Raw genomic sequence first — 17,706 nt, 5'->3', positions numbered from 1 at the left:
ATGGACTTTGCACAAAAACTATCAGAAACGGTTGCTCTACTAGAGAGAATTGCAGCCGAGTATAGCCCTGCGGTGTTCGCTAATTCTTTTGGCGCAGAAGACATGGTGATTACGCATTTGCTGGCTAAGCACAATGTTGCAGTGAAGATTTTTAGTTTGGATACTGGCCGTCTTCCGGTTGAAACTTATACCCTGATGCAAGATGTTGCTGTTGCATATCCATCGCATCCAATTCAGGTTTACTTCCCGAATACTTCTGCCGTTGAAGCCTATGTGAATGAAAAAGGCATTAACGCGTTTTATGAGTCGGTTGAATTGCGTAAATCGTGCTGCCATATCCGCAAAATTGAGCCCTTGCAACGTGCACTATCAGCTCAAAAAGCATGGATTACTGGCTTGCGCCGCGAACAATCACCAACTCGCACTGATTTGGGGTATCAAGAGTTTGATGCTGGCAATGGGCTTGAGAAGTTCAATCCTTTGATTGAGTGGACCGAGAAAGAAGTTTGGGCTTTTATTCGCGAAAATAATATTCCATATAATAAACTGCATGATCAGCATGTGCCTTCAATTGGTTGCGCCCCCTGTACGCGGCCGATTGCGATGGGCGAAGATGTTCGCGCTGGCCGCTGGTGGTGGGAAAACCCTGAAAACAAAGAGTGTGGTTTGCATGTGAAAAGCGCGCCAGTTAGCTTTTTGAAATAAATAACTGTTGCTTGAAAACAAACGCCCGAGAAATTGGGCGTTTTTTATTGGGTACTCAATTGACAATTGAAGTGTGCCTGACTAAATTGGTACTTTTATTGCGTTGATATTTCACGCAAGGTATTGTGTTTAAGGCTTGGTTTTGTTGGTTTAACTACTGACTACAAAAATTAAAATCTCCAAAGTGGTCTTTAAGTTCCATTTTGAATTGGGTCAATGGGCGATATCTTCACAAGAAGGAAAAGAAAATGAGCAATATTCAGTATTTGATTGGTGTTGATGGTGGTGGTACTGGCACACGCATTTGTATCGCAGGACTGGATGGTGTGGAGAAGCTGCGCGCTGAAGCTGGCCCCTCTGCGTTAGGGCAGGGGATTGATAAAGCTTGGACCAACATTACTCAAGCTATTAATGAAGGCTTTAAAGCCTTAGGTATTAATGAACCAGATTTTAGCCAATGCGCAGTGGGTTTTGGTTTGTCGGGTGTAACAGTAAAGGCGTGGGCCGACGAATTTACGGCTAAAAACCCAGGCTTTGCGAAGATTGTGGTTGAAACGGATGGTTATTCGACTTTATTGGGCGCGCACAATGGCCAACATGGTGGCATTATCGCCATTGGAACAGGTTCAATTGGTGAGGCATGGCTCGCAGATGGCGCGCGGCTTGAGGTAGGCGGCTGGGGCTTCCCGACTTCAGATGAAGGTTCGGGGGCGTATTTAGGCTTAAAAGCGATTAACCATGTGCAACGCATTATGGATGGTCGTCGCCCAGTGACTGCATTTGGCGAAAAACTGCTTTCGATCACCGGTGACACGCGCGAGAAAGTATTCGAGTGGATGGGCAAAATGAAGCAAAGCGAGTGCGCAACATTATCGCCTGCTGTGGTTCAGTTCGGTGAGACTGATGAATATGCTAAAGCGTTTTTGCTGGATGCAGGTCGTGAAGTTGAAAATATTGGTTTAGCTTTACGCGCGTCTACGCCTGATCTGCCAATCGCAATATGTGGCGGTGGTTTGTCAGAAGCACTCCGTCCGTATATGCCGGCTGAATTCTTGGCGAGTACGACACGCGCGCAGAAAGACTCCTGTGCAGGTGCATTGATTCTGATTGCTCGTGAGTTCAAGTAATCTGCTGAGTCATAAGGGGTAGGGGATGCAAAACCAAAATAAGCTTTTAGTGCTCAAGCCGGATAATGACAGTGCAACGCCATTGTATTTACAGTTTGGCCACAAGCTTGCTGCAGCAATTCATGCGGGGTTTTGGAAAGCAGATGATCCCCTGCCTTCTGAACGCATGTTTTGTGATGTGCTGGGTATTTCACGTGTTACCGCTCGTAAGGCTTTAGATTTGCTGTTCGAGCAAGGATTGATTTTGCGTCGACAGGGTTCTGGCACATATATCACACCAAAACTTGAGCAGCCGCTAACGCGTTTAACCAATTTGTCCGAAATGCTCAAGCAACGTGGTTTTCGGCCTTCATCTCAATGGCTTAAACGAGAAATTGTTTTAGCGGGTTCAGAAGAATTACTGAGGTTGAATTTAACACCGAACAGTCGAGTCACTCATTTGGAGCGTTTACGTCTTGCTAATGATGTCGTTATGGCTGTTGAACATACGTCATTGCCATTTCATTACGTGCCAGAACCAGAGCTTATTGGTGAATCTTTGTATGATTTCATGCGCGAGTCCAACATCAGTGTTGTTAGGGCGATACAGAATATTGGCGCAATCAATGCAACAGAAGAGCTTGCTAAACTCACAGGAGTAGAGCCTGGAGCAGCCATGCTGCATTTGACGCGGGTAGGTTACTTGGAAGATGGTTCGGCGATAGAGTTGACCCACTCTTGGTTTAGAAGTGACTACTATGATTTTGTCGTAGAGCTTTATAGATAGTCTTAGCCTGCTTGGCAATAAAAATGGCGTGTGACCTGTGGTTTACACGCCATTTTTATTTCTGTTGTTGCAGGTTTGATACAAAAAAATACACAAAAAAAATAAATTAGATTGATTGATTTTTGAGCATTTTCCAGGTGTTGGTTCCTGTTTTGGTGCCTGAAGTAAGTATGTGAGAATGTAATTTTTGAAGCAAAGTAGGTGTTTTTTTTGATAGGTCCCTACATTTTTCATCCCTTCCATCGACTTATTGGCTTGTTTTGTATTGATATTTTTAAAGTTCGTAAATTTACTTTGTAGTATTTGAAATGCATTAGGGGTATTGCCTACATAATTCTCTGTATTAAGTTGGTGGGGTGAAAAAAAAAACGCAGGTGCATGCTTCATTTCGATGCTTTGAGCCTGCCTTGTGAGCAAGGTAACAGAGTTCACGCTTGCAGCGATTTACGGTAATCTAGGTTCCGTAGTGTCAAAAAACAGCTTACATATATGTGAGAATGAAGTGTGAGCCAATAAGTGAAGCAACAAGTTGACTTGAGATGTTTAGATCAAGACTTTCCAACTGTGGACATTGATGCATTTACGTAATGGTTTACCTGAATTAAGTTGACGCTGAAATTTGTTGTGCCTTAAAGTAGTTTTGCAGTTTTTGACTTGCGCCTTTTTCCTGCATCCTTTGTGTTGCTAGATTTACTGTTAAATTTTAGGAGTTGTTATGAACTTTAAACGTTCCGTTCTTGTTGGTGCAGCACTTTTCGCTGCTTCTGTTGTAACAGCTCAAGCTGCTACTAAAGTTGAGTTCTGGTCTCACTCTTTGGCTCCAACTTACGATGCATACCACAAAGAAGTTGTTGCTAAATTCAACAGCTTGAACAATGGCATCGAACTAGTTCACAAAGATTTGGGCTGGGGCGCAATGAAGCCAGCTATCGTTGCTGCTGTTGCTGAAGGCAACGTACCAGGCTTGGCATTGGTTCCAACTGACTGGATGAATGAAATGTCTGGCAAGTTGTTGACTCCAGTTGACGGCATCATCAACAAAGCACAATTCACTTCTGCTGCTTTGCAAAACGCAACTGTTGACGGCAAAATCTTTGGTTTCCCTTCTTACCAAGTAACTGCTGTTATGGTTTTCAACAAAGATATGTTTGCTAAAGCTGGTGTTAAAGCTGAATTCAAATCTTTGGATGACGTTTTTGCTGCCGCTAAAAAAATCAAAGCAGCAACTGGCAAACCAGGTTGGGCTTCTAAACTTCAAGACGGCTTCACTGGCTGGTTCATGTTTGAAGGTTTGCCATTGATGGCAAACGGCAAAGCAGCATTCAACAGCCCAAAACACGTAGCTTTGGTACAAAAATTTGCTGATGCATACAAAGAAGGCACGATCGTAAAAGACGTTAACCTTGACTTTGACAAGCAAATCGCTGGTTTCGCTAACAACAGCTTTGCAATGTTCGCTGAAGGCGGCCATGCAGTTAAGAAAATTAAAGATGCAAACCCAGCAGCTTACAAAGCAGCTGACGTAACTGCATTCCCATTGGGTGATAGCGGTAAATTGGCATTTGGCGGCTGGACTACTATGTACGTAGTACCAAAAGGCCAAAAAGATCTTAAGTCAGTAGGTGTTGTAGGTAACTTCATCACTGGTGAATGGGCTCAAGAACAATTCGCTAAAGCTTCTTACACATTTGCTTCAACTAAATTGGCAAATGCAGCAGCAGCTAAAGATCCAGCTTTGAATGACATGACTGATCCAGGCAAGAAAGCATTCAAAATGGGCGGCATGGTAATTGATAAAACTCGTCACTTCATGGTAAAAGACTTGCCAGCTGGTGCTGACGAAGCAGCTTTGACCAAAGTAATGAATGACAAGATCGACGCAGCTATCCAAGGTCGTATCCCAGTTCAACAAGCTTTGAACGAAGCAGTTGCAGCATGGAATGCAGCATTCGCTAAATAATATTTAGTGGATTAATAATATGGCGGTAAATGCTTAATGCATTGCCGCCATTTTCTATTTTGTGCGTTGCTATATTTATTCTTGTGTTTTGTTTTAAATGCTTACTGCAATTTTGTTTGTACTTTCTACTGCACTATTCTGATGCGGTATTATTATGTGATGCACCGTATTGTTGCTGTAAATAAAGTGTTGATCAATTTAATCCATTGGAGATGTAATTGAGAATGCTTAAAAACACTCAGCAAATGTGCAAAAATTGCATTGCTTAAGTTATAATCCCGCATTGTAAATCACTTGGGTTTGGTTAATATCAAGTCGCAATTGCCGTGGTTTGAGTTATTATCTACCTTGTCTGTAACGCACTGAAGAGTCGAAACGTGAAAAACTCCAATCTGTTAGCCTACTTTTTCTTGGCACCGGCCTTGATCTTGATGGGTATTTTTGTTTTTTGGCCTGTGGGTTTTAACACCTATTTGGCTTTTCATGACTATGAGATTGCAGGGGGAGCAACAACTTGGAATAACTTTGCTAACTTTAAGCACATATGGGAAGAAGAACTATTTCACCAAGCAGTAAAAAATTCTTTGCTGTTCTTGTTGGTTGTACCTCCAATTCAATTGTTCTCTTTGCTAATTGCTAAATTAGTAAATAATAAATTACCAGGTATGACATTCTTTCGTGCGGTTTACTATATTCCTGTAATTACTGCAATTTCTATTGCGGGTGTGGTTTGGTCTTTTGTACTGAATTACACTGGTATGCTGAATGCGATATTGTCTTCAATTGGTCATATGTTTTTCTTGCTTCCTGAAACAACGATGCTTGAAATAGACTGGTTGGGTAATCCACATATCGCGATGTATTCCATTATGTTGTTTACGTTCTGGAAAGGTTTGGGTTATTACATGGTTCTTTACCTCGCAGGTTTGCAAGGTATTCCGAGCGAAGTTGAAGAAGCGGCTATTTTGGATGGTGCTAATGCTTGGGATCGCTTCTGGAAGATTACAGTTCCGATGATGAAGCCAACAATCTTGTTATGTACCATGCTTTCAACCATTGGTGCATTGAAAGTATTCCAAGAGGTTGTTGTTTTGACGAGTGGTAAAGCTGAAACTTATACCGCACTGTTCTATGTCTATGATCAAGCCTTTAAGAATTTCAACTTCGGCGTATCGGCTGCTGCTGGCTTGGTTGTAACATTCTTTTGTGTGTTGCTGGCTGCGCTTCAATTCCGCTTCTTTGGCGAAAAACAATAAGAACATAGAGGAGAATTGTTATGTTTAAAAGTAAAGCAGTAAACAAAGCGGTACTGACAAGTGCGCATTACACAGGCTTAATGCTATTTGCCTTCTTCACCGTGTTTCCTTTGTTGTGGGCTCTGGCATTTGCACTTTCGCAAGATGGCTCAACGGCCTACAAGTTTCCAGAAGGCTTTATGCCAACGACGGCGGATGCAGCTGGCAATTACACCTTCGGTATGACGTTTATTTGGTTCGAGCGTGTTTTTACTGAAATTCCATTTTCAAAATACTTCTTTAACTCGGTTATTATCTCAGGTGCTTCAGTGATTTTTACTGCCATCATTTCGCTCTTGGCCGCTTACCCATTAGCCCGAATGAAATTTGTTGGTCGTAATCTCATCTTCGTTGCCATTATTGCTACCTTGATGTTGCCGATCGAAGCTGGTTTTGTCTCTAACTACATTACGGTTTCAAAATTTGGCCGTGTAATGAATGAGTTGCAAGCATTTTTTGGTAGCCCAGATGAAACGTGGAAACGCTTTGTGGGGATCAATAGTTACTTTGCTGTTGTTGCTCCTGGCGTAGCTGGTGCGTTTGGTATCTTCTTGATGAAGCAAGCATTTGAAGCTGTTCCGCAAGATTTGATCGATGCCGCACGTGTTGACGGCGCTACCGAAATGCAAATTTTATGGCGCGTTATGTTGCCAGTGACAGTACCTTCACTTGCTGCTTTGAGTATTTTCACTTTGGTGAACTCATGGAATGACTTCATTTGGCCGTCGATTATCATGCGATCAAAAGAAATGCAGCCATTGGCAGTTGGTGTATTTAATGATTTAACAGGCCCGCTGGCTGGTTCACAAAATACCTTGATGGCAGCCATTGTATTGACTGTAATCCCTGTATTGATTTTCTTCGCCTTCACGCAGCGCTACTTTATCTCTGGTATGGATGGTGCTGTTAAATAAGATGCATTGGCTGCTTTAAATATACCCAATTCAGAAATTAAGGAACTCAAAATGGCTAGCATTACACTTAAAAATATTAAGAAAAACTACACCAAAGATGTTTGCGTGATCAAAGGTGTGGATTTAGAAATTAAAGATGGTGAGTTTGTTGTATTCGTTGGCCCATCAGGCTGCGGTAAATCGACTCTGATGCGTATGATTGCAGGCTTGGAAGACATCACTGCTGGTGAGTTGTACATCGGCGATACCCTTGCTAATGATGTGCATGCATCAAAACGTGGTATTGCGATGGTGTTCCAGTCGTATGCGCTATACCCGCACATGAGCGTGTATGACAATATGGCCTTTGCACTGAAACTTGCAGGCACACCAAAGACAGACATCGATCAACGCGTTAAAAAAGCCGCTGAAATCTTGCAAATGACCCATTTGCTTGATCGCAAGCCAAAAGCATTGTCAGGTGGTCAGCGCCAGCGTGTGGCAATTGGTCGTGCGATTGTTCGCAATCCAAAAGTGTTCTTATTGGATGAACCGTTGTCTAACTTGGACGCATCACTTCGTTTGAATATGCGCGTTGAATTGTCTAAGTTGCACCAAGAATTAAAAACAACCATGCTTTACGTAACGCATGACCAAGTTGAAGCAATGACTTTGGCTGATCGTATCGTTGTATTTAATGCTGGTATCATCCAGCAAGTGGGTAGCCCGCTTGAAATGTACGAAAATCCATCCAACTTGTTCGTAGCAAGTTTCCTGGGTTCGCCGAAAATGAACTTGTTTGAATCACAACTCGTGACGGTTGAACAAGGTGCTGCAGTGGTTCGTTTGCCTAAGGGTATTACAGCACGTGCTGCAGTTCAGCCTGGCAATGCGAAAGTAGGCGATAAAGTGACTTTGGGTATTCGTCCAGAGCACATTGAATTGGCTGATGAAAGCGTTGCGGGTTCAATTCCTGCCAAGATTGATTTGGTTGAACATTTGGGTGATATCGTTCTGGCCTATGTTGAAATTCCAGGTGTTAACGAAATTATCTGCCTGAAATTACCAGCTAACATGACCGGTTTGAAATTTGGCGATACAGTTCGTATTGTGTTCCCAGAGAAACACTGCATGTTATTTGATGCTGAAGGCCTTGCATTCAAACGCATTCGCTAATTCAAATCAGCAAGAAACAAAAAACCGCTCAAATGAGCGGTTTTTTTTATGTCTGTGAATTGTTAAATTTTTTAAAAAAAACTTATTGCGCAGGGCTAGGTGATAGACGATGAATGGCTTCTATTTCTGCTAATAAGTCGTCACTGAGTTTGATCTCGTTGCTGGCCATATTCTCATTAAGCTGCTGCAAACTGGTTGCACCAATAATCGTGCTTGCAACGTACCAGCGACTTTGTAGCCATGCTAAAGCCATTTGTGCAGGATTGATCTGATGACGCGCTGCTAGTTCACAAAATGCGGACACAGCAGGTGGTACTTGCGGTTTTAGATAGCGCTGTCCAAAATTGGCAAAGCGTGTCATCCGGCCATCAGCTTTGGGGTTTTCTAGATATTTGCCGCTGAGTAAACCAAAAGCGAGTGGACTATAGGCTAATAAACTGACCTCTTCACGATGGCAGGTCTCACTTAAACCGTGATCATAATTTCGGTTGATTAAGTTATAAACATTTTGAATGGTACGAATACGAGGTAGATTGTGTTGATCGGCTAATTGGGTCAATGCTGACACCCCCCACGGCGTTTCATTAGAAACGCCGATATACAGAACTTTACCTTGCTGTACTAATTCATTCAGTGCGGATAACTGCTCAAGCAGCGTCGGTGTGTTGCTGTATTCTTGGCTGGGCTCATAATAGGTTTGACCAAACATCGGCACATGCCGAGCTGGCCAATGCAGCTGGTATAAATCGATATAGTCAGTATTCAGTCGTTTTAAGCTGGCATCACAAGCGGCAATAATCTGCTCACGATTCAGTTGAGGGCCGCCACGAATCCATTCCATACCTCGATTGGGGCCTGACACTTTACTCGCCAGCACAATGCGCTCACGTACTTGATGTTTTAACCAGCTGCCGATAAATGATTCAGTTAAACCTTGGCTCGAAGCCTTGGCTGGCACAGGATACATTTCAGCCGTATCAATAAAGTTGATGCCACATTCAATTGCTCGATTGAGTTGTGCATGAGCTTCCACTTCGGTGTTTTGTTCACCAAAAGTCATCGTGCCGAGGCACAAACTAGAGACCGTAAGTTCTGTACCAGGCAAAGTTCGAGATGGCATCATTATTTGCTCGCCTTTGTTACTGGCGTAACACGGTAACCTGCAGCGCGCAGCTGCGCCAATAAGCCATCTTTACCTGGTAGTTGTGCAGCGCTAATGCCTACGAATGAATCGCCTTTTTCAAATGGAATCTTGAGGCGCTCTACAATGACTTTATTGCGCTGGCTGATCGTCTGTAGACGCCATTTTTTGTACCATTCGCGCTCTTTAGGCTCCATAGCGATGGTTTCATCTTGTAAGAGTTGTTTTACTTTATCCAAGTCTTGCTGCTGATATGCAGCAATAATTTTGGTGAAGTTTTGTTCTAATTTGGCTTCGTTTTTGATTAAGGCGCTTAAAACAGGGATTTGTTTATCGGCAGGAATCGCTTGATAGGGGGCTAATTGCTGCTCTACGGATTCTACTGCAAAGTATTTGCGACTATTTTCCATTGAGTATTTTAGCAATCGATCATCCATTGGGATGATATCTTTGGCTGGGCGTGGAGAAAGCAACATCATAATTGCAGCCCATGGCTTGAGTTTCGCTGTTACGGTGCTCGGGTAGCCACGCGCCTCAAGTAATGGCACTAGCTTAGCAAAATTATCTTTGCCGATTTTTTGTTCTAGGCTAGGCTTATCATCCAGCATGGTTTGCGCCATTTCAACGACCGAATTGATATCGTTATGAAACTCTGTGCCAATGTATTTTGAATCGCTGAGTGCCTTTAGTGTGGCAGGAGTAAATTCAGCTAATTGCTTGTTCGTTGCGGGGATGGTGGCGAGCAGCCAAGAACTTGGTGTATTTTCTTTTTCAACTTTCCACAGAATCGCTTGATTGCTTGGCGCGGCTAAAACTGCAGGAGAAGTGACAACACTCAACGCGGCGAATGCGGCAAACACTGAAGAGCTAATTCGAGCAAACATTAGAGCAAACCTAAGTAAAATGGGCAGGTGCTCAGTATATCGTTGCACTTGATATTGCGCTATTTCATCAGTGTTTTAATTGCTTCTAAGTATTGCTCCGCATGATGTTGGCCTTTTTTCGATTCGCGCAGGCTGAGATTCCATTGTGTGATCGTGCTACTTAGCTCAGATTCATCATTAAGCACTTTGATTTTCTCAACTAAGGTCTTCCCAAATACCCCTAGTAGTGATTCTGAGCTGTCGATCATCAGGGCTTTAATTGCATTTAGGCGTACAGAATCTAAAGTGGGTTTTGCAGTCAAATATTGAACTTGAATGGTCTGCGGTGCTTGAATCGGCTGGGGTTTGATTTTTATCTGTTCTAATTGCTGATTTTGCTCCGATTGGATGAGTTCAAGTTCTTTTAACCTGCTAATCGCGGGCAGTAAATCAACTGCCAGCACCAAGCGATTGAGTGCGCCAATGGATTTCTCGCCATCTATTAAAATCAAGACTCGCCGCTGTTTAGCGGATAAACCGAGCTGGCGAGTTAATATCTCTTGATCACCAGCAGACGTTTTTCGAAAGATGGTTTTGAGCATACTAGTGGGTATGGAGTTCATGGCCATTCAATGAGTGGGCTACAGATTAATACATCGTAATGTGCTTATGTTTCATGCATAAGAAGAAAAACTTAACGAACATGTAAAAACCCGCTATGAAGCGGGTTTTTGATCTCAGATTCGAAGCGTTGATACAACTTACCAATTGGTCTCACGTTCAGGGCTGGCTGAAATTTGATGAATGCTCAAATCAGCGCCGTTAAACTCTTCTTCGTCAGTCAATCTAATCCCAACCGTCTTCTTCAATAGGCCGTAGACGATATAGCCACCCACAAAGGCAATCACAACACCCATCAGCGTACCTACGATTTGAGCGAGGATACTCACCCCTCCCATACCGCCCAAAGCCTCGCTACCAAAGATGCCGGCGGCAATACCTCCCCATGCGCCGCAAATGCCGTGCATAGGCCAAACACCGAGTACGTCGTCGATCTTCCATTTATTTTGCGTGAGGGTAAATAGATAGACAAACATGCCGCCCGCAATTCCACCTACAGCCAACGCACCAATCGGGTGCATGATGTCTGAACCAGCACAAACTGCAACCAAACCAGCGAGCGGGCCGTTATGAATAAAACCGGGATCATTTTTGCCGACCATAGTGGCAACCAGAGTGCCGCCGACCATGGCCATAAGTGAATTCAGTGCGACAAGGCCAGAGATGCCTTCGATTTTTTGCGCGCTCATCACGTTAAAACCAAACCAGCCCACGATTAAAATCCAAGCGCCGAGTGCTAAGAATGGAATACTTGAGGGTGGGTGTGCGGCGACGCGGCCTTCTTTGGTGTAGCGACCACGACGCGCGCCCAGATGGAGTACTGCAGCAAGCGCAATCCAGCCACCCACGGCATGAACGACTACCGAGCCAGCAAAATCGTGAAAAGTCGCGCCAAAGCTCGCTTTCATCCAGTCTTGTACGCCGAAGTTATTATTCCAAATCATACCTTCAAAGAAGGGGTAAACCAGACCGACCAAGATAAAAGTTGCTGCTGTTTGTGGGTGAAATTTTGCGCGTTCAGCAATACCGCCTGATACGATGGCGGGGATCGCTGCGGCAAAGGTAACCAAGAAAAAGAATTTCACCATGCCGTAACCGCTTGCCACATTGAGCTCGCTCACAGGGGCGACCATGCTCACACCATAGGCAATGCTGTAGCCGATAAAGAAGTAAGCAATAGTCGATACGGCAAAGTCAGTGAGAATCTTGACTAATGCATTGACCTGATTTTTTTTGCGTACGGTGCCTAGTTCTAAAAAAGCAAAACCGGCATGCATCGCCAAAATCATAATCGCGCCTAATAAAATAAATAGTACGTCGCTACTGTTTGCGCTCATCCTCATCTCTCCAGAAGTAGTGAGTTTTTTATAGTGAGCGCACTAAAAGCAAGCATTGTGCCAAATTCATTATCTTGCTGTTTTATTTGAGGTATTTTTATTTTTTAACGGCAGTGGTGCGTGGCGATTCTGCCTTGGTGCATTGATATGGATTCAAAATGGCGCGGTGCGCCTTATTATGGTGCGGGCGGATTTGTGGTGCGACGGGTGCGGAAATAGTTTTGATTGTCGTAAAACGCGGCATCTTGTTCTGGCCACCACTTTGGAATACCTAAGTAAGGGAGGGGCGGGAGTTGGCGTGGGCGTTGCAGCCAGCCTTGATCAATTTGTTCCGCGATAATTTGATCCAAATGTTGGCGCTGCGCGGCTAAATCGAGTTTGAAAAAACTTTGTTCGACTTGAACCGGCCAACATTTTCCAGTTAAACCAATAAATGGGCTCAGTAAATTTTCAAATGTCGCGTGGCCAAAAACCAGAGCATTAATTTCTGTACCCCAGCTTTGTGCATGGGTCACAAATAACTCATGCCATTCATGCGAAATCATCAACTCAAGCAGAGCTAGATTGCTGTACGGCAGAATAAAGCCACATTCGTCAAACAAGGTAGCGGCATCGCGTTGTGCGCCGCGCGCGGCTCCTTGATTGTTTTGCATCGCGTGATAGTGCAGTGCATTGAGCGCTACTTTACTTTTGGGGTAGGACTGCCAGACCATCGCATTGAAGGTATCGTGCCAATTGAGTCGGGTCGCTACATTGCCGAGTTGATAAATTTCTAGTTCGTAATACTGGGTAATGCTATCGGGGTCGACAAATCGGACTGTCGCACCGCCTTGTGTTTGGATGTGTTCGCTAACAGTCAGCCAATCAGCGTGGCTAGGAGGGCGGCTAAAGCGATTTAGGTAAGGCAGAATAGGGGCAAATGCAGGAGTGTTGCTAAAGAAATCGAGCGGCCAAGAGGTCATTGAAGTGGATTCACACAAAAATTGCAGGGTTATTTATCCGATAGGATTCTAACCCTGCCTGTGCAACTTAGGCTAAAACTTTCAGTGCTGCTTCGTAGTTTGGCTCATCTTTGATTTCAGCAACCAATTCAGAGTGCAAAACTTGGTCGTTTTCATCGAGTACCACAACTGCACGTGCTGCAACGCCAGCCAAAGGTGCGCTAGTGATTTCAACGCCATAATTCGCCAAGAATTCACGACCACGCATGGTTGATAGATTGATGACATTTTCAATGCCTTCTGCGCCGCAGAAACGTGCTTGTGCGAATGGCAAATCAGCAGAAATGCATACCACAACGGTGTTGTTCAAACCTGCTGCAGATTCATTGAAGCGACGAACTGAAGTCGCACAAGTTGGCGTATCTACACTTGGGAAAATGTTCAATACTTTGCGTTTGCCAGCCAAACTTGCCAACGTTACGTCAGATAAATCTTTTGCCACCAAGCTAAATGCAGGTGCTGTGGTGCCAACGCTAGGGAAAGTGCCGTTGATTGCGACTGGATTGCCGCCGAGAGTAACTGCTGTCATGTATTTGCTCCAGTAAGTGTTATTTTTAAGACTTCCATTGGATTAAGTGGGGCTGCTTAGATAAAACAAAAGAGCTGTATTGAGAATTTAACAGGGCTTGCAATCTCAAAAAAAATAGGTTTGCGGAGACTAAAATAAAAGGCCTTGCGGCCTTTAAGTTGTATTTTATTCATTACTTGGTGCTTCGGGCTCAGCCTTGTGAATAATCGGTGGCGCAAGTTTTTCTATTGCCGATTGATAGCTAGGTTCTGAATTCAAATCACTGACCAGTTCCGAATACAGCACGGTATCGTCGGTATCGAGTACAAATAAAGCGGTCGTCATCAAGCCAGAAAGCGGCACATCAGTAATCATGACACCATAATCTTTATGAAAATCACGGCCACGCAATGTGGACATCAGCTGTATTTTTCGAAAACCTTCGGCGTCGTTGATTCGAGAAAGCGCGTATGGTGTATCGACTGATACGGTCATGATGACAACGTTATCCAGCTCATAGCCAAGAGATTCTAGTTTTCTGGCAATCGTCAGTCCAATCGCTGCATCAAGGCTAGGCACTACCGCGATGAGTTTGCGTTGTCCCCAAAATTTGGAAAGCGCAACGTCTTGCAATTGTAAGTCAACCAGCATAAAACTATGCGCAGTTTCCCCTGCGCGTGGGAAGCGACCGCCAATACTAATCGGGGTGCTGTTGAGCATGACTGTAGACATACTAAAAACTCCTGAAAATCGAATCTTTTCAGTATGGCTGGAAATGCCTGAAAAACAAGTTGGCTTAGTAGAACCAATACAGCGAGTAGCCTGTTGAGTGCAGCTCACCCAAATCCAGTTGCAAAAAGGCGCGGATTTCTTCGTTGGCTTCGATTGAGTTTTGCGCGCGCTCGTTTTGCATCATGTATTGCTTCGCAGTAAAAATCTTTCGCACGATGACTTTTTCGTTTTCATCGGTTAGCGTGACTTCGAGTTTTGGGAGCTCTTGCTCGAATGGTGCCAAGTTTCTGAGCGTTGCATTCAGTTGAATCAACGTTGGGCTGTTCGGAATGAAAGTGAGTTCTGAGTATTCAGAGCGCAGCAATTGCGCTTCGCGCGGCAAAGGCAGGCTGCAATTGAGGTGCTCACACAAAACAATGAGCTTAGGGCGTAGCGCTGGAAATTCTTGGCTTAACTCATTGCGAAACACATAAATAAGCTGTGCGACTAAAACGATGGTCGCCAGCATTGAACCCAGAATCCAGACCCAAGTAAAACGAGATTTGGGCTTGGCTGGTGCAAATAAATCGTCGTCAGTGAGAATTGGTTGGTATTCTGATTCGCTATCAATTTCAATGACTGCCCGTTCGGGTATTTTTGTCGTTTCGTCTTCAGCTGTCGCTTGGGCATCAAGTAGCGCTTGGTTCTTGCTGAGTGCAACGTCGAGTTCTAGCTCTTCATCGGCGAGCTTTAATAATTTTTCATGATCAATGTTGGATGAATTGTGTTCTTCAACTTGATGTATTTGGTTGTGGATCTTTAATTCATTTGGCTCTGGCTGTATACCTTGATCAGTATCTTGCGGTTGCTGTTTCGCGTTAGATATTTCTGGCTCAACCGGAGGCCTTGGTGCAATTGTAGAGGGGGCAGGGCTTTCGGTGCGAGTCTCAGCGGGCTCGATAATCAGTGATTGAATAAAATCGGGCGCATGAAACACAAATGCACAGCGGCCACAGCGCACCTTGCCTTGGTGCGCGGCGAGCTGTGCGTCGGTAACACGAAAGGTGGTGCTGCAATTGGGGCAGCAAGTAATTTGGCTCATGCGCTTATTTCACTTCTTTATCAAGTCATGCCATTCAATGTGAAAACCCTCTCACTTGACGGTGAGAGGAGACAGCTTATTTACGAACTGCCGATAAACACACCCAACCTTCATGTTCGGCCGGGGCTGTAAAGTCAAACCATTCATTATAAATGGCGACGATTTCATGCGCTTGTTCGGCCAAAATACCCGACAGCACCAAGCGGCCGCCAGTGCGGCAACGCGCAGCCAATAAAGGCGCGAGTGCTTTGAGCGGATTGGTCAGAATATTGGCCACAACGAGGTCATAGGTTTTGCTTGGCGCAGCATCGGGCAGGTAGAACTGTCCGACCACACCGTTTTGCTCGGCATTTTGATTGCTGGCGATCATCGCTTGCGCATCAATATCGACACCATCGGTTTCGCCTGCACCGAGTTTGAGTGCGGCAATCGCCAAAATCCCGCTACCACAGCCGTAATCGAGCACATTCTCGCCACCAGCGATATTCGAATCGAGCCATTGCAAGCACAAGCGCGTTGTCGGGTGGCTGCCGGTACCAAAGGCCAAGCCAGGATCGAGCTGAATGCTGACTGCGGCAGGATCTGGGCATTCGTGCCACGTCGGTGTAATCCATAGGCGCGGTGAAATTGGAATTGGATCGAATTGCGATTGGGTCAAGCGCACCCAATCTTGATCGGCGACATTCACGATTACGTAGCTTGGTGCGGCCAATTTGAGCGTTTCTGCTGCGGTGGCGACAATGGCATCGACATCGATGTCGACATCAAATAGCGCCAATACGATGCTGTTATCCCACAATTGGTCGACAGGCTCACCCGGCTCACCAAAAATTGGCTTTTCATCCACGGTGTCGGCGGCGGCGTCTTCAATCGAAACTGAAAGCGCGCCCAAGTCAAATAAAGCGTCCGAATAGGCTTCTGCCTGTTTGGAGTCGGTCGTTAGGCGGAGTTCTTGCCAAGCCATGATGCTATTCCTGAATTCTGTAGGGGCGTATTTTGCCACGAACTGCTTGCGTTCGACGAAAAGGTTTTTACTAGTGTCGATTTTTGACGGAGTTAGAATGAAAAACGGAGCCGTTTGGCTCCGTTTGGGGGGTTATTGAGCTGCCGTTTTTTGGGCAATCAATTCGCGAATCGCTGGCATTTGGTGTTCGAGATAATGAATGCTCGTTTCACCTTTGATGAATTCCGGATCAACTAATAGCTGCTGATGCAGCGGGATATTCGTTGAAATACCTTGAACGACCATTTCTGACAAGGCGATACGCATTTTGGCAATCGCTTGCTCACGGGTTTCGCCGTAAGTGATGATTTTACCGATCATGCTGTCGTAGTTTGGTGGAACAAAATAACCTTGATACACATGCGAATCCACACGCACACCCGGGCCACCTGGCGTGTGATACGTCGTGATGCGGCCTGGGCTCGGGAAGAAATTCAGCGGATCTTCAGCATTAATTCGGCACTCAATCGCATGGCCTTTGAGCTTCACGTCGTCTTGTGTGTATTGCAATGGCAAGTTCGCAGCAACGCGAATTTGTTCTTGCACGATGTCGATACCGGTGATCAGTTCGGTCACCGGATGTTCAACTTGCACACGGGTGTTCATCTCGATAAAGAAGAACTCACCGTTTTCGAACAAGAATTCAAACGTACCTGCACCACGATAACCCATGCGGCGGCACGCTTCAGCGCAAGATTCACCAATGCGTTGGCGTTGTTCTTCGGTAATACCCGGTGCTGGCGCTTCTTCGAGTACTTTTTGGTGGCGACGTTGCATTGAGCAATCGCGCTCGCCTAAATAAATAGCGTGACCATGTTGATCAGCGAGAATCTGGATTTCGACGTGACGCGGATTTTGCAAATAGCGTTCCATGTAAACCACAGGATTGCCAAACGCTGCACCTGCTTCGGCTTGTGTCATGGCCACGGCAGCAAGCAAGTCTTCTTCACGCTCAACCACGCGCATACCACGACCACCACCACCGCCAGCGGCTTTGATGATGACTGGATAGCCGACTTTACGACCAATCTTGATCATTTCGTCGCCATCATCTGGCAATGCGCCGTCAGAACCCGGTACGCAAGGTACGCCAGCGGCTTTCATCGCGTCTTTAGCCGACACTTTGTCGCCCATGAGGCGAATCGTTTCTGGGCGAGGGCCGATAAATACGAAACCTGATTCTTCTACGCGCTGCGCAAAATCAGCGTTTTCCGACAAAAAGCCATAGCCAGGGTGAATCGCTTCAGCTTCAGTGACTTCGGCAGCCGAAATCAATGCCGCCATATTCAAATAGCTTTGTGCCGAAGGGTTCGGGCCGATACACACTGATTCATCAGCGAGTTTGACGTATTTGGCTTCGCGGTCGATTTCAGAATGCACGACGACGGTTTTGATGCCCATTTCGCGGCAAGCGCGCAAAATTCGTAGTGCGATTTCACCACGGTTGGCAATAAGAATTTTTTTAAACATAAGATACAAACTCCGTGAGGGGTGAGG

At 45.2% G+C, this 17,706-nt stretch carries 18 protein-coding genes; 7 read left to right on the top strand and 11 right to left on the bottom strand.

Annotation, left to right across the window (positions count from 1 at the left end; genetic code table 11):
* The 3 genes from K4H28_RS10160 to K4H28_RS10150 all read left to right on the top strand — a co-directional run bounded on the left by K4H28_RS10160 (position 1) and on the right by K4H28_RS10150 (position 2,598).
* Positions 1-705: a phosphoadenylyl-sulfate reductase gene (locus K4H28_RS10160; RefSeq protein WP_221005095.1), complete on the top strand. Its 705-nt coding sequence runs from the start codon at positions 1-3 to the stop codon at positions 703-705.
* Positions 706-953: 248 nt separating this feature from the next.
* Positions 954-1,832 carry a glucosamine kinase nucleotide-binding domain-containing protein gene (locus K4H28_RS10155; protein WP_221005094.1) on the top strand — a complete coding sequence of 293 codons (879 nt, stop codon included), beginning with the start codon at positions 954-956 and terminating at the stop codon, positions 1,830-1,832.
* A 25-nt stretch (positions 1,833-1,857) separates the two neighbouring features.
* Positions 1,858-2,598 carry a GntR family transcriptional regulator gene (locus K4H28_RS10150; protein WP_221005093.1) on the top strand — a complete coding sequence of 247 codons (741 nt, stop codon included), beginning with the start codon at positions 1,858-1,860 and terminating at the stop codon, positions 2,596-2,598.
* Between the two features lie 42 nt (positions 2,599-2,640).
* Here K4H28_RS10150 and K4H28_RS10145 read toward each other — a convergent pair whose 3' ends face one another.
* Complete coding sequence (locus K4H28_RS10145; protein WP_221005092.1) at positions 2,641-3,030, bottom strand: hypothetical protein; 390 nt, start codon at positions 3,028-3,030, stop codon at positions 2,641-2,643.
* Between the two features lie 283 nt (positions 3,031-3,313).
* On the opposite strand from K4H28_RS10145, the gene K4H28_RS10140 reads away from it, so the two are divergent.
* The 4 genes from K4H28_RS10140 (at position 3,314) to K4H28_RS10125 (ending at position 7,922) form a co-directional block, all read left to right on the top strand.
* Positions 3,314-4,558 carry an ABC transporter substrate-binding protein gene (locus K4H28_RS10140; RefSeq protein WP_221005091.1) on the top strand — a complete coding sequence of 415 codons (1,245 nt, stop codon included), beginning with the start codon at positions 3,314-3,316 and terminating at the stop codon, positions 4,556-4,558.
* A 377-nt stretch (positions 4,559-4,935) separates the two neighbouring features.
* Entirely contained in the window at positions 4,936-5,814 is an 879-nt protein-coding gene (locus K4H28_RS10135) for a carbohydrate ABC transporter permease (protein ID WP_255573496.1), read from the top strand.
* A 20-nt stretch (positions 5,815-5,834) separates the two neighbouring features.
* A complete protein-coding gene (locus tag K4H28_RS10130) occupies positions 5,835-6,767 on the top strand; it encodes a carbohydrate ABC transporter permease (RefSeq protein WP_221005090.1) in 933 nt (310 codons plus the stop codon).
* Positions 6,768-6,818: 51 nt separating this feature from the next.
* Entirely contained in the window at positions 6,819-7,922 is a 1,104-nt protein-coding gene (locus tag K4H28_RS10125; protein WP_221005089.1) for an ABC transporter ATP-binding protein, read from the top strand.
* A gap of 82 nt (positions 7,923-8,004) precedes the next feature.
* Here K4H28_RS10125 and K4H28_RS10120 read toward each other — a convergent pair whose 3' ends face one another.
* The 10 genes from K4H28_RS10120 to accC form a co-directional block, all read right to left on the bottom strand.
* Positions 8,005-9,045 carry an aldo/keto reductase gene (locus tag K4H28_RS10120; protein WP_308443441.1) on the bottom strand — a complete coding sequence of 347 codons (1,041 nt, stop codon included), beginning with the start codon at positions 9,043-9,045 and terminating at the stop codon, positions 8,005-8,007.
* Complete coding sequence (locus tag K4H28_RS10115) at positions 9,045-9,947, bottom strand: TraB/GumN family protein (protein WP_221005088.1); 903 nt, start codon at positions 9,945-9,947, stop codon at positions 9,045-9,047. Before K4H28_RS10115 ends, K4H28_RS10120 begins: the two co-directional genes overlap by 1 nt.
* Before the next feature lie 59 nt (positions 9,948-10,006).
* On the bottom strand, positions 10,007-10,549 hold the full coding sequence (locus tag K4H28_RS10110; RefSeq protein WP_221005087.1) for a hypothetical protein: 543 nt from the start codon (positions 10,547-10,549) through the stop codon (positions 10,007-10,009).
* A 138-nt stretch (positions 10,550-10,687) separates the two neighbouring features.
* A complete protein-coding gene (locus tag K4H28_RS10105; RefSeq protein ID WP_221005086.1) occupies positions 10,688-11,884 on the bottom strand; it encodes an ammonium transporter in 1,197 nt (398 codons plus the stop codon).
* 176 nt (positions 11,885-12,060) lie between these two features.
* Positions 12,061-12,846 (bottom strand): DUF3025 domain-containing protein, encoded by a 786-nt coding sequence (locus tag K4H28_RS10100; RefSeq protein ID WP_221005085.1) that lies wholly within the window; start codon positions 12,844-12,846, stop codon positions 12,061-12,063.
* 67 nt (positions 12,847-12,913) lie between these two features.
* Positions 12,914-13,414 carry a thiol peroxidase gene (tpx, locus tag K4H28_RS10095; RefSeq protein WP_221005084.1) on the bottom strand — a complete coding sequence of 167 codons (501 nt, stop codon included), beginning with the start codon at positions 13,412-13,414 and terminating at the stop codon, positions 12,914-12,916.
* A gap of 165 nt (positions 13,415-13,579) precedes the next feature.
* Complete coding sequence (gene tpx / locus K4H28_RS10090; RefSeq protein ID WP_221005083.1) at positions 13,580-14,125, bottom strand: thiol peroxidase; 546 nt, start codon at positions 14,123-14,125, stop codon at positions 13,580-13,582.
* Between the two features lie 64 nt (positions 14,126-14,189).
* The gene (locus K4H28_RS10085) at positions 14,190-15,206 is read right to left on the bottom strand and encodes a DUF3426 domain-containing protein (protein ID WP_221005082.1); all 1,017 of its coding nucleotides are present in this window, start codon (positions 15,204-15,206) and stop codon (positions 14,190-14,192) included.
* A 76-nt stretch (positions 15,207-15,282) separates the two neighbouring features.
* Positions 15,283-16,170, bottom strand: coding sequence for a 50S ribosomal protein L11 methyltransferase (prmA, locus tag K4H28_RS10080; protein WP_221005081.1), 888 nt, complete (start codon positions 16,168-16,170; stop codon positions 15,283-15,285).
* 132 nt (positions 16,171-16,302) lie between these two features.
* On the bottom strand, positions 16,303-17,679 hold the full coding sequence (gene accC, locus K4H28_RS10075) for an acetyl-CoA carboxylase biotin carboxylase subunit (protein ID WP_221005080.1): 1,377 nt from the start codon (positions 17,677-17,679) through the stop codon (positions 16,303-16,305).
* Positions 17,680-17,706 lie beyond the last annotated feature (27 nt).

It is taken from the genome of Deefgea tanakiae, from assembly GCF_019665765.1.
GTDB lineage: Bacteria > Pseudomonadota > Gammaproteobacteria > Burkholderiales > Chitinibacteraceae > Deefgea > Deefgea tanakiae.
The sequence above is the reverse complement of the archived record's forward strand: the minus strand, read 5'-3'. Positions and strand labels throughout refer to the sequence as shown.

Coding starts and splice junctions, on each gene's coding strand:
- K4H28_RS10160 (WP_221005095.1), top strand. CDS start 1: ATGGACTTTGCACAAAAACTATCAGAAACGGTTGCTCTACTAGAGAGA.
- K4H28_RS10105 (WP_221005086.1), bottom strand. CDS start 11,884: ATGAGCGCAAACAGTAGCGACGTACTATTTATTTTATTAGGCGCGATT.
- K4H28_RS10130 (WP_221005090.1), top strand. CDS start 5,835: ATGTTTAAAAGTAAAGCAGTAAACAAAGCGGTACTGACAAGTGCGCAT.
- tpx (WP_221005084.1), bottom strand. CDS start 13,414: ATGACAGCAGTTACTCTCGGCGGCAATCCAGTCGCAATCAACGGCACT.
- K4H28_RS10155 (WP_221005094.1), top strand. CDS start 954: ATGAGCAATATTCAGTATTTGATTGGTGTTGATGGTGGTGGTACTGGC.
- prmA (WP_221005081.1), bottom strand. CDS start 16,170: ATGGCTTGGCAAGAACTCCGCCTAACGACCGACTCCAAACAGGCAGAA.
- tpx (WP_221005083.1), bottom strand. CDS start 14,125: ATGTCTACAGTCATGCTCAACAGCACCCCGATTAGTATTGGCGGTCGC.
- K4H28_RS10115 (WP_221005088.1), bottom strand. CDS start 9,947: ATGTTTGCTCGAATTAGCTCTTCAGTGTTTGCCGCATTCGCCGCGTTG.
- K4H28_RS10150 (WP_221005093.1), top strand. CDS start 1,858: ATGCAAAACCAAAATAAGCTTTTAGTGCTCAAGCCGGATAATGACAGT.
- K4H28_RS10140 (WP_221005091.1), top strand. CDS start 3,314: ATGAACTTTAAACGTTCCGTTCTTGTTGGTGCAGCACTTTTCGCTGCT.
- K4H28_RS10120 (WP_308443441.1), bottom strand. CDS start 9,045: ATGATGCCATCTCGAACTTTGCCTGGTACAGAACTTACGGTCTCTAGT.
- accC (WP_221005080.1), bottom strand. CDS start 17,679: ATGTTTAAAAAAATTCTTATTGCCAACCGTGGTGAAATCGCACTACGA.
- K4H28_RS10085 (WP_221005082.1), bottom strand. CDS start 15,206: ATGAGCCAAATTACTTGCTGCCCCAATTGCAGCACCACCTTTCGTGTT.
- K4H28_RS10110 (WP_221005087.1), bottom strand. CDS start 10,549: ATGAACTCCATACCCACTAGTATGCTCAAAACCATCTTTCGAAAAACG.
- K4H28_RS10125 (WP_221005089.1), top strand. CDS start 6,819: ATGGCTAGCATTACACTTAAAAATATTAAGAAAAACTACACCAAAGAT.
- K4H28_RS10100 (WP_221005085.1), bottom strand. CDS start 12,846: ATGACCTCTTGGCCGCTCGATTTCTTTAGCAACACTCCTGCATTTGCC.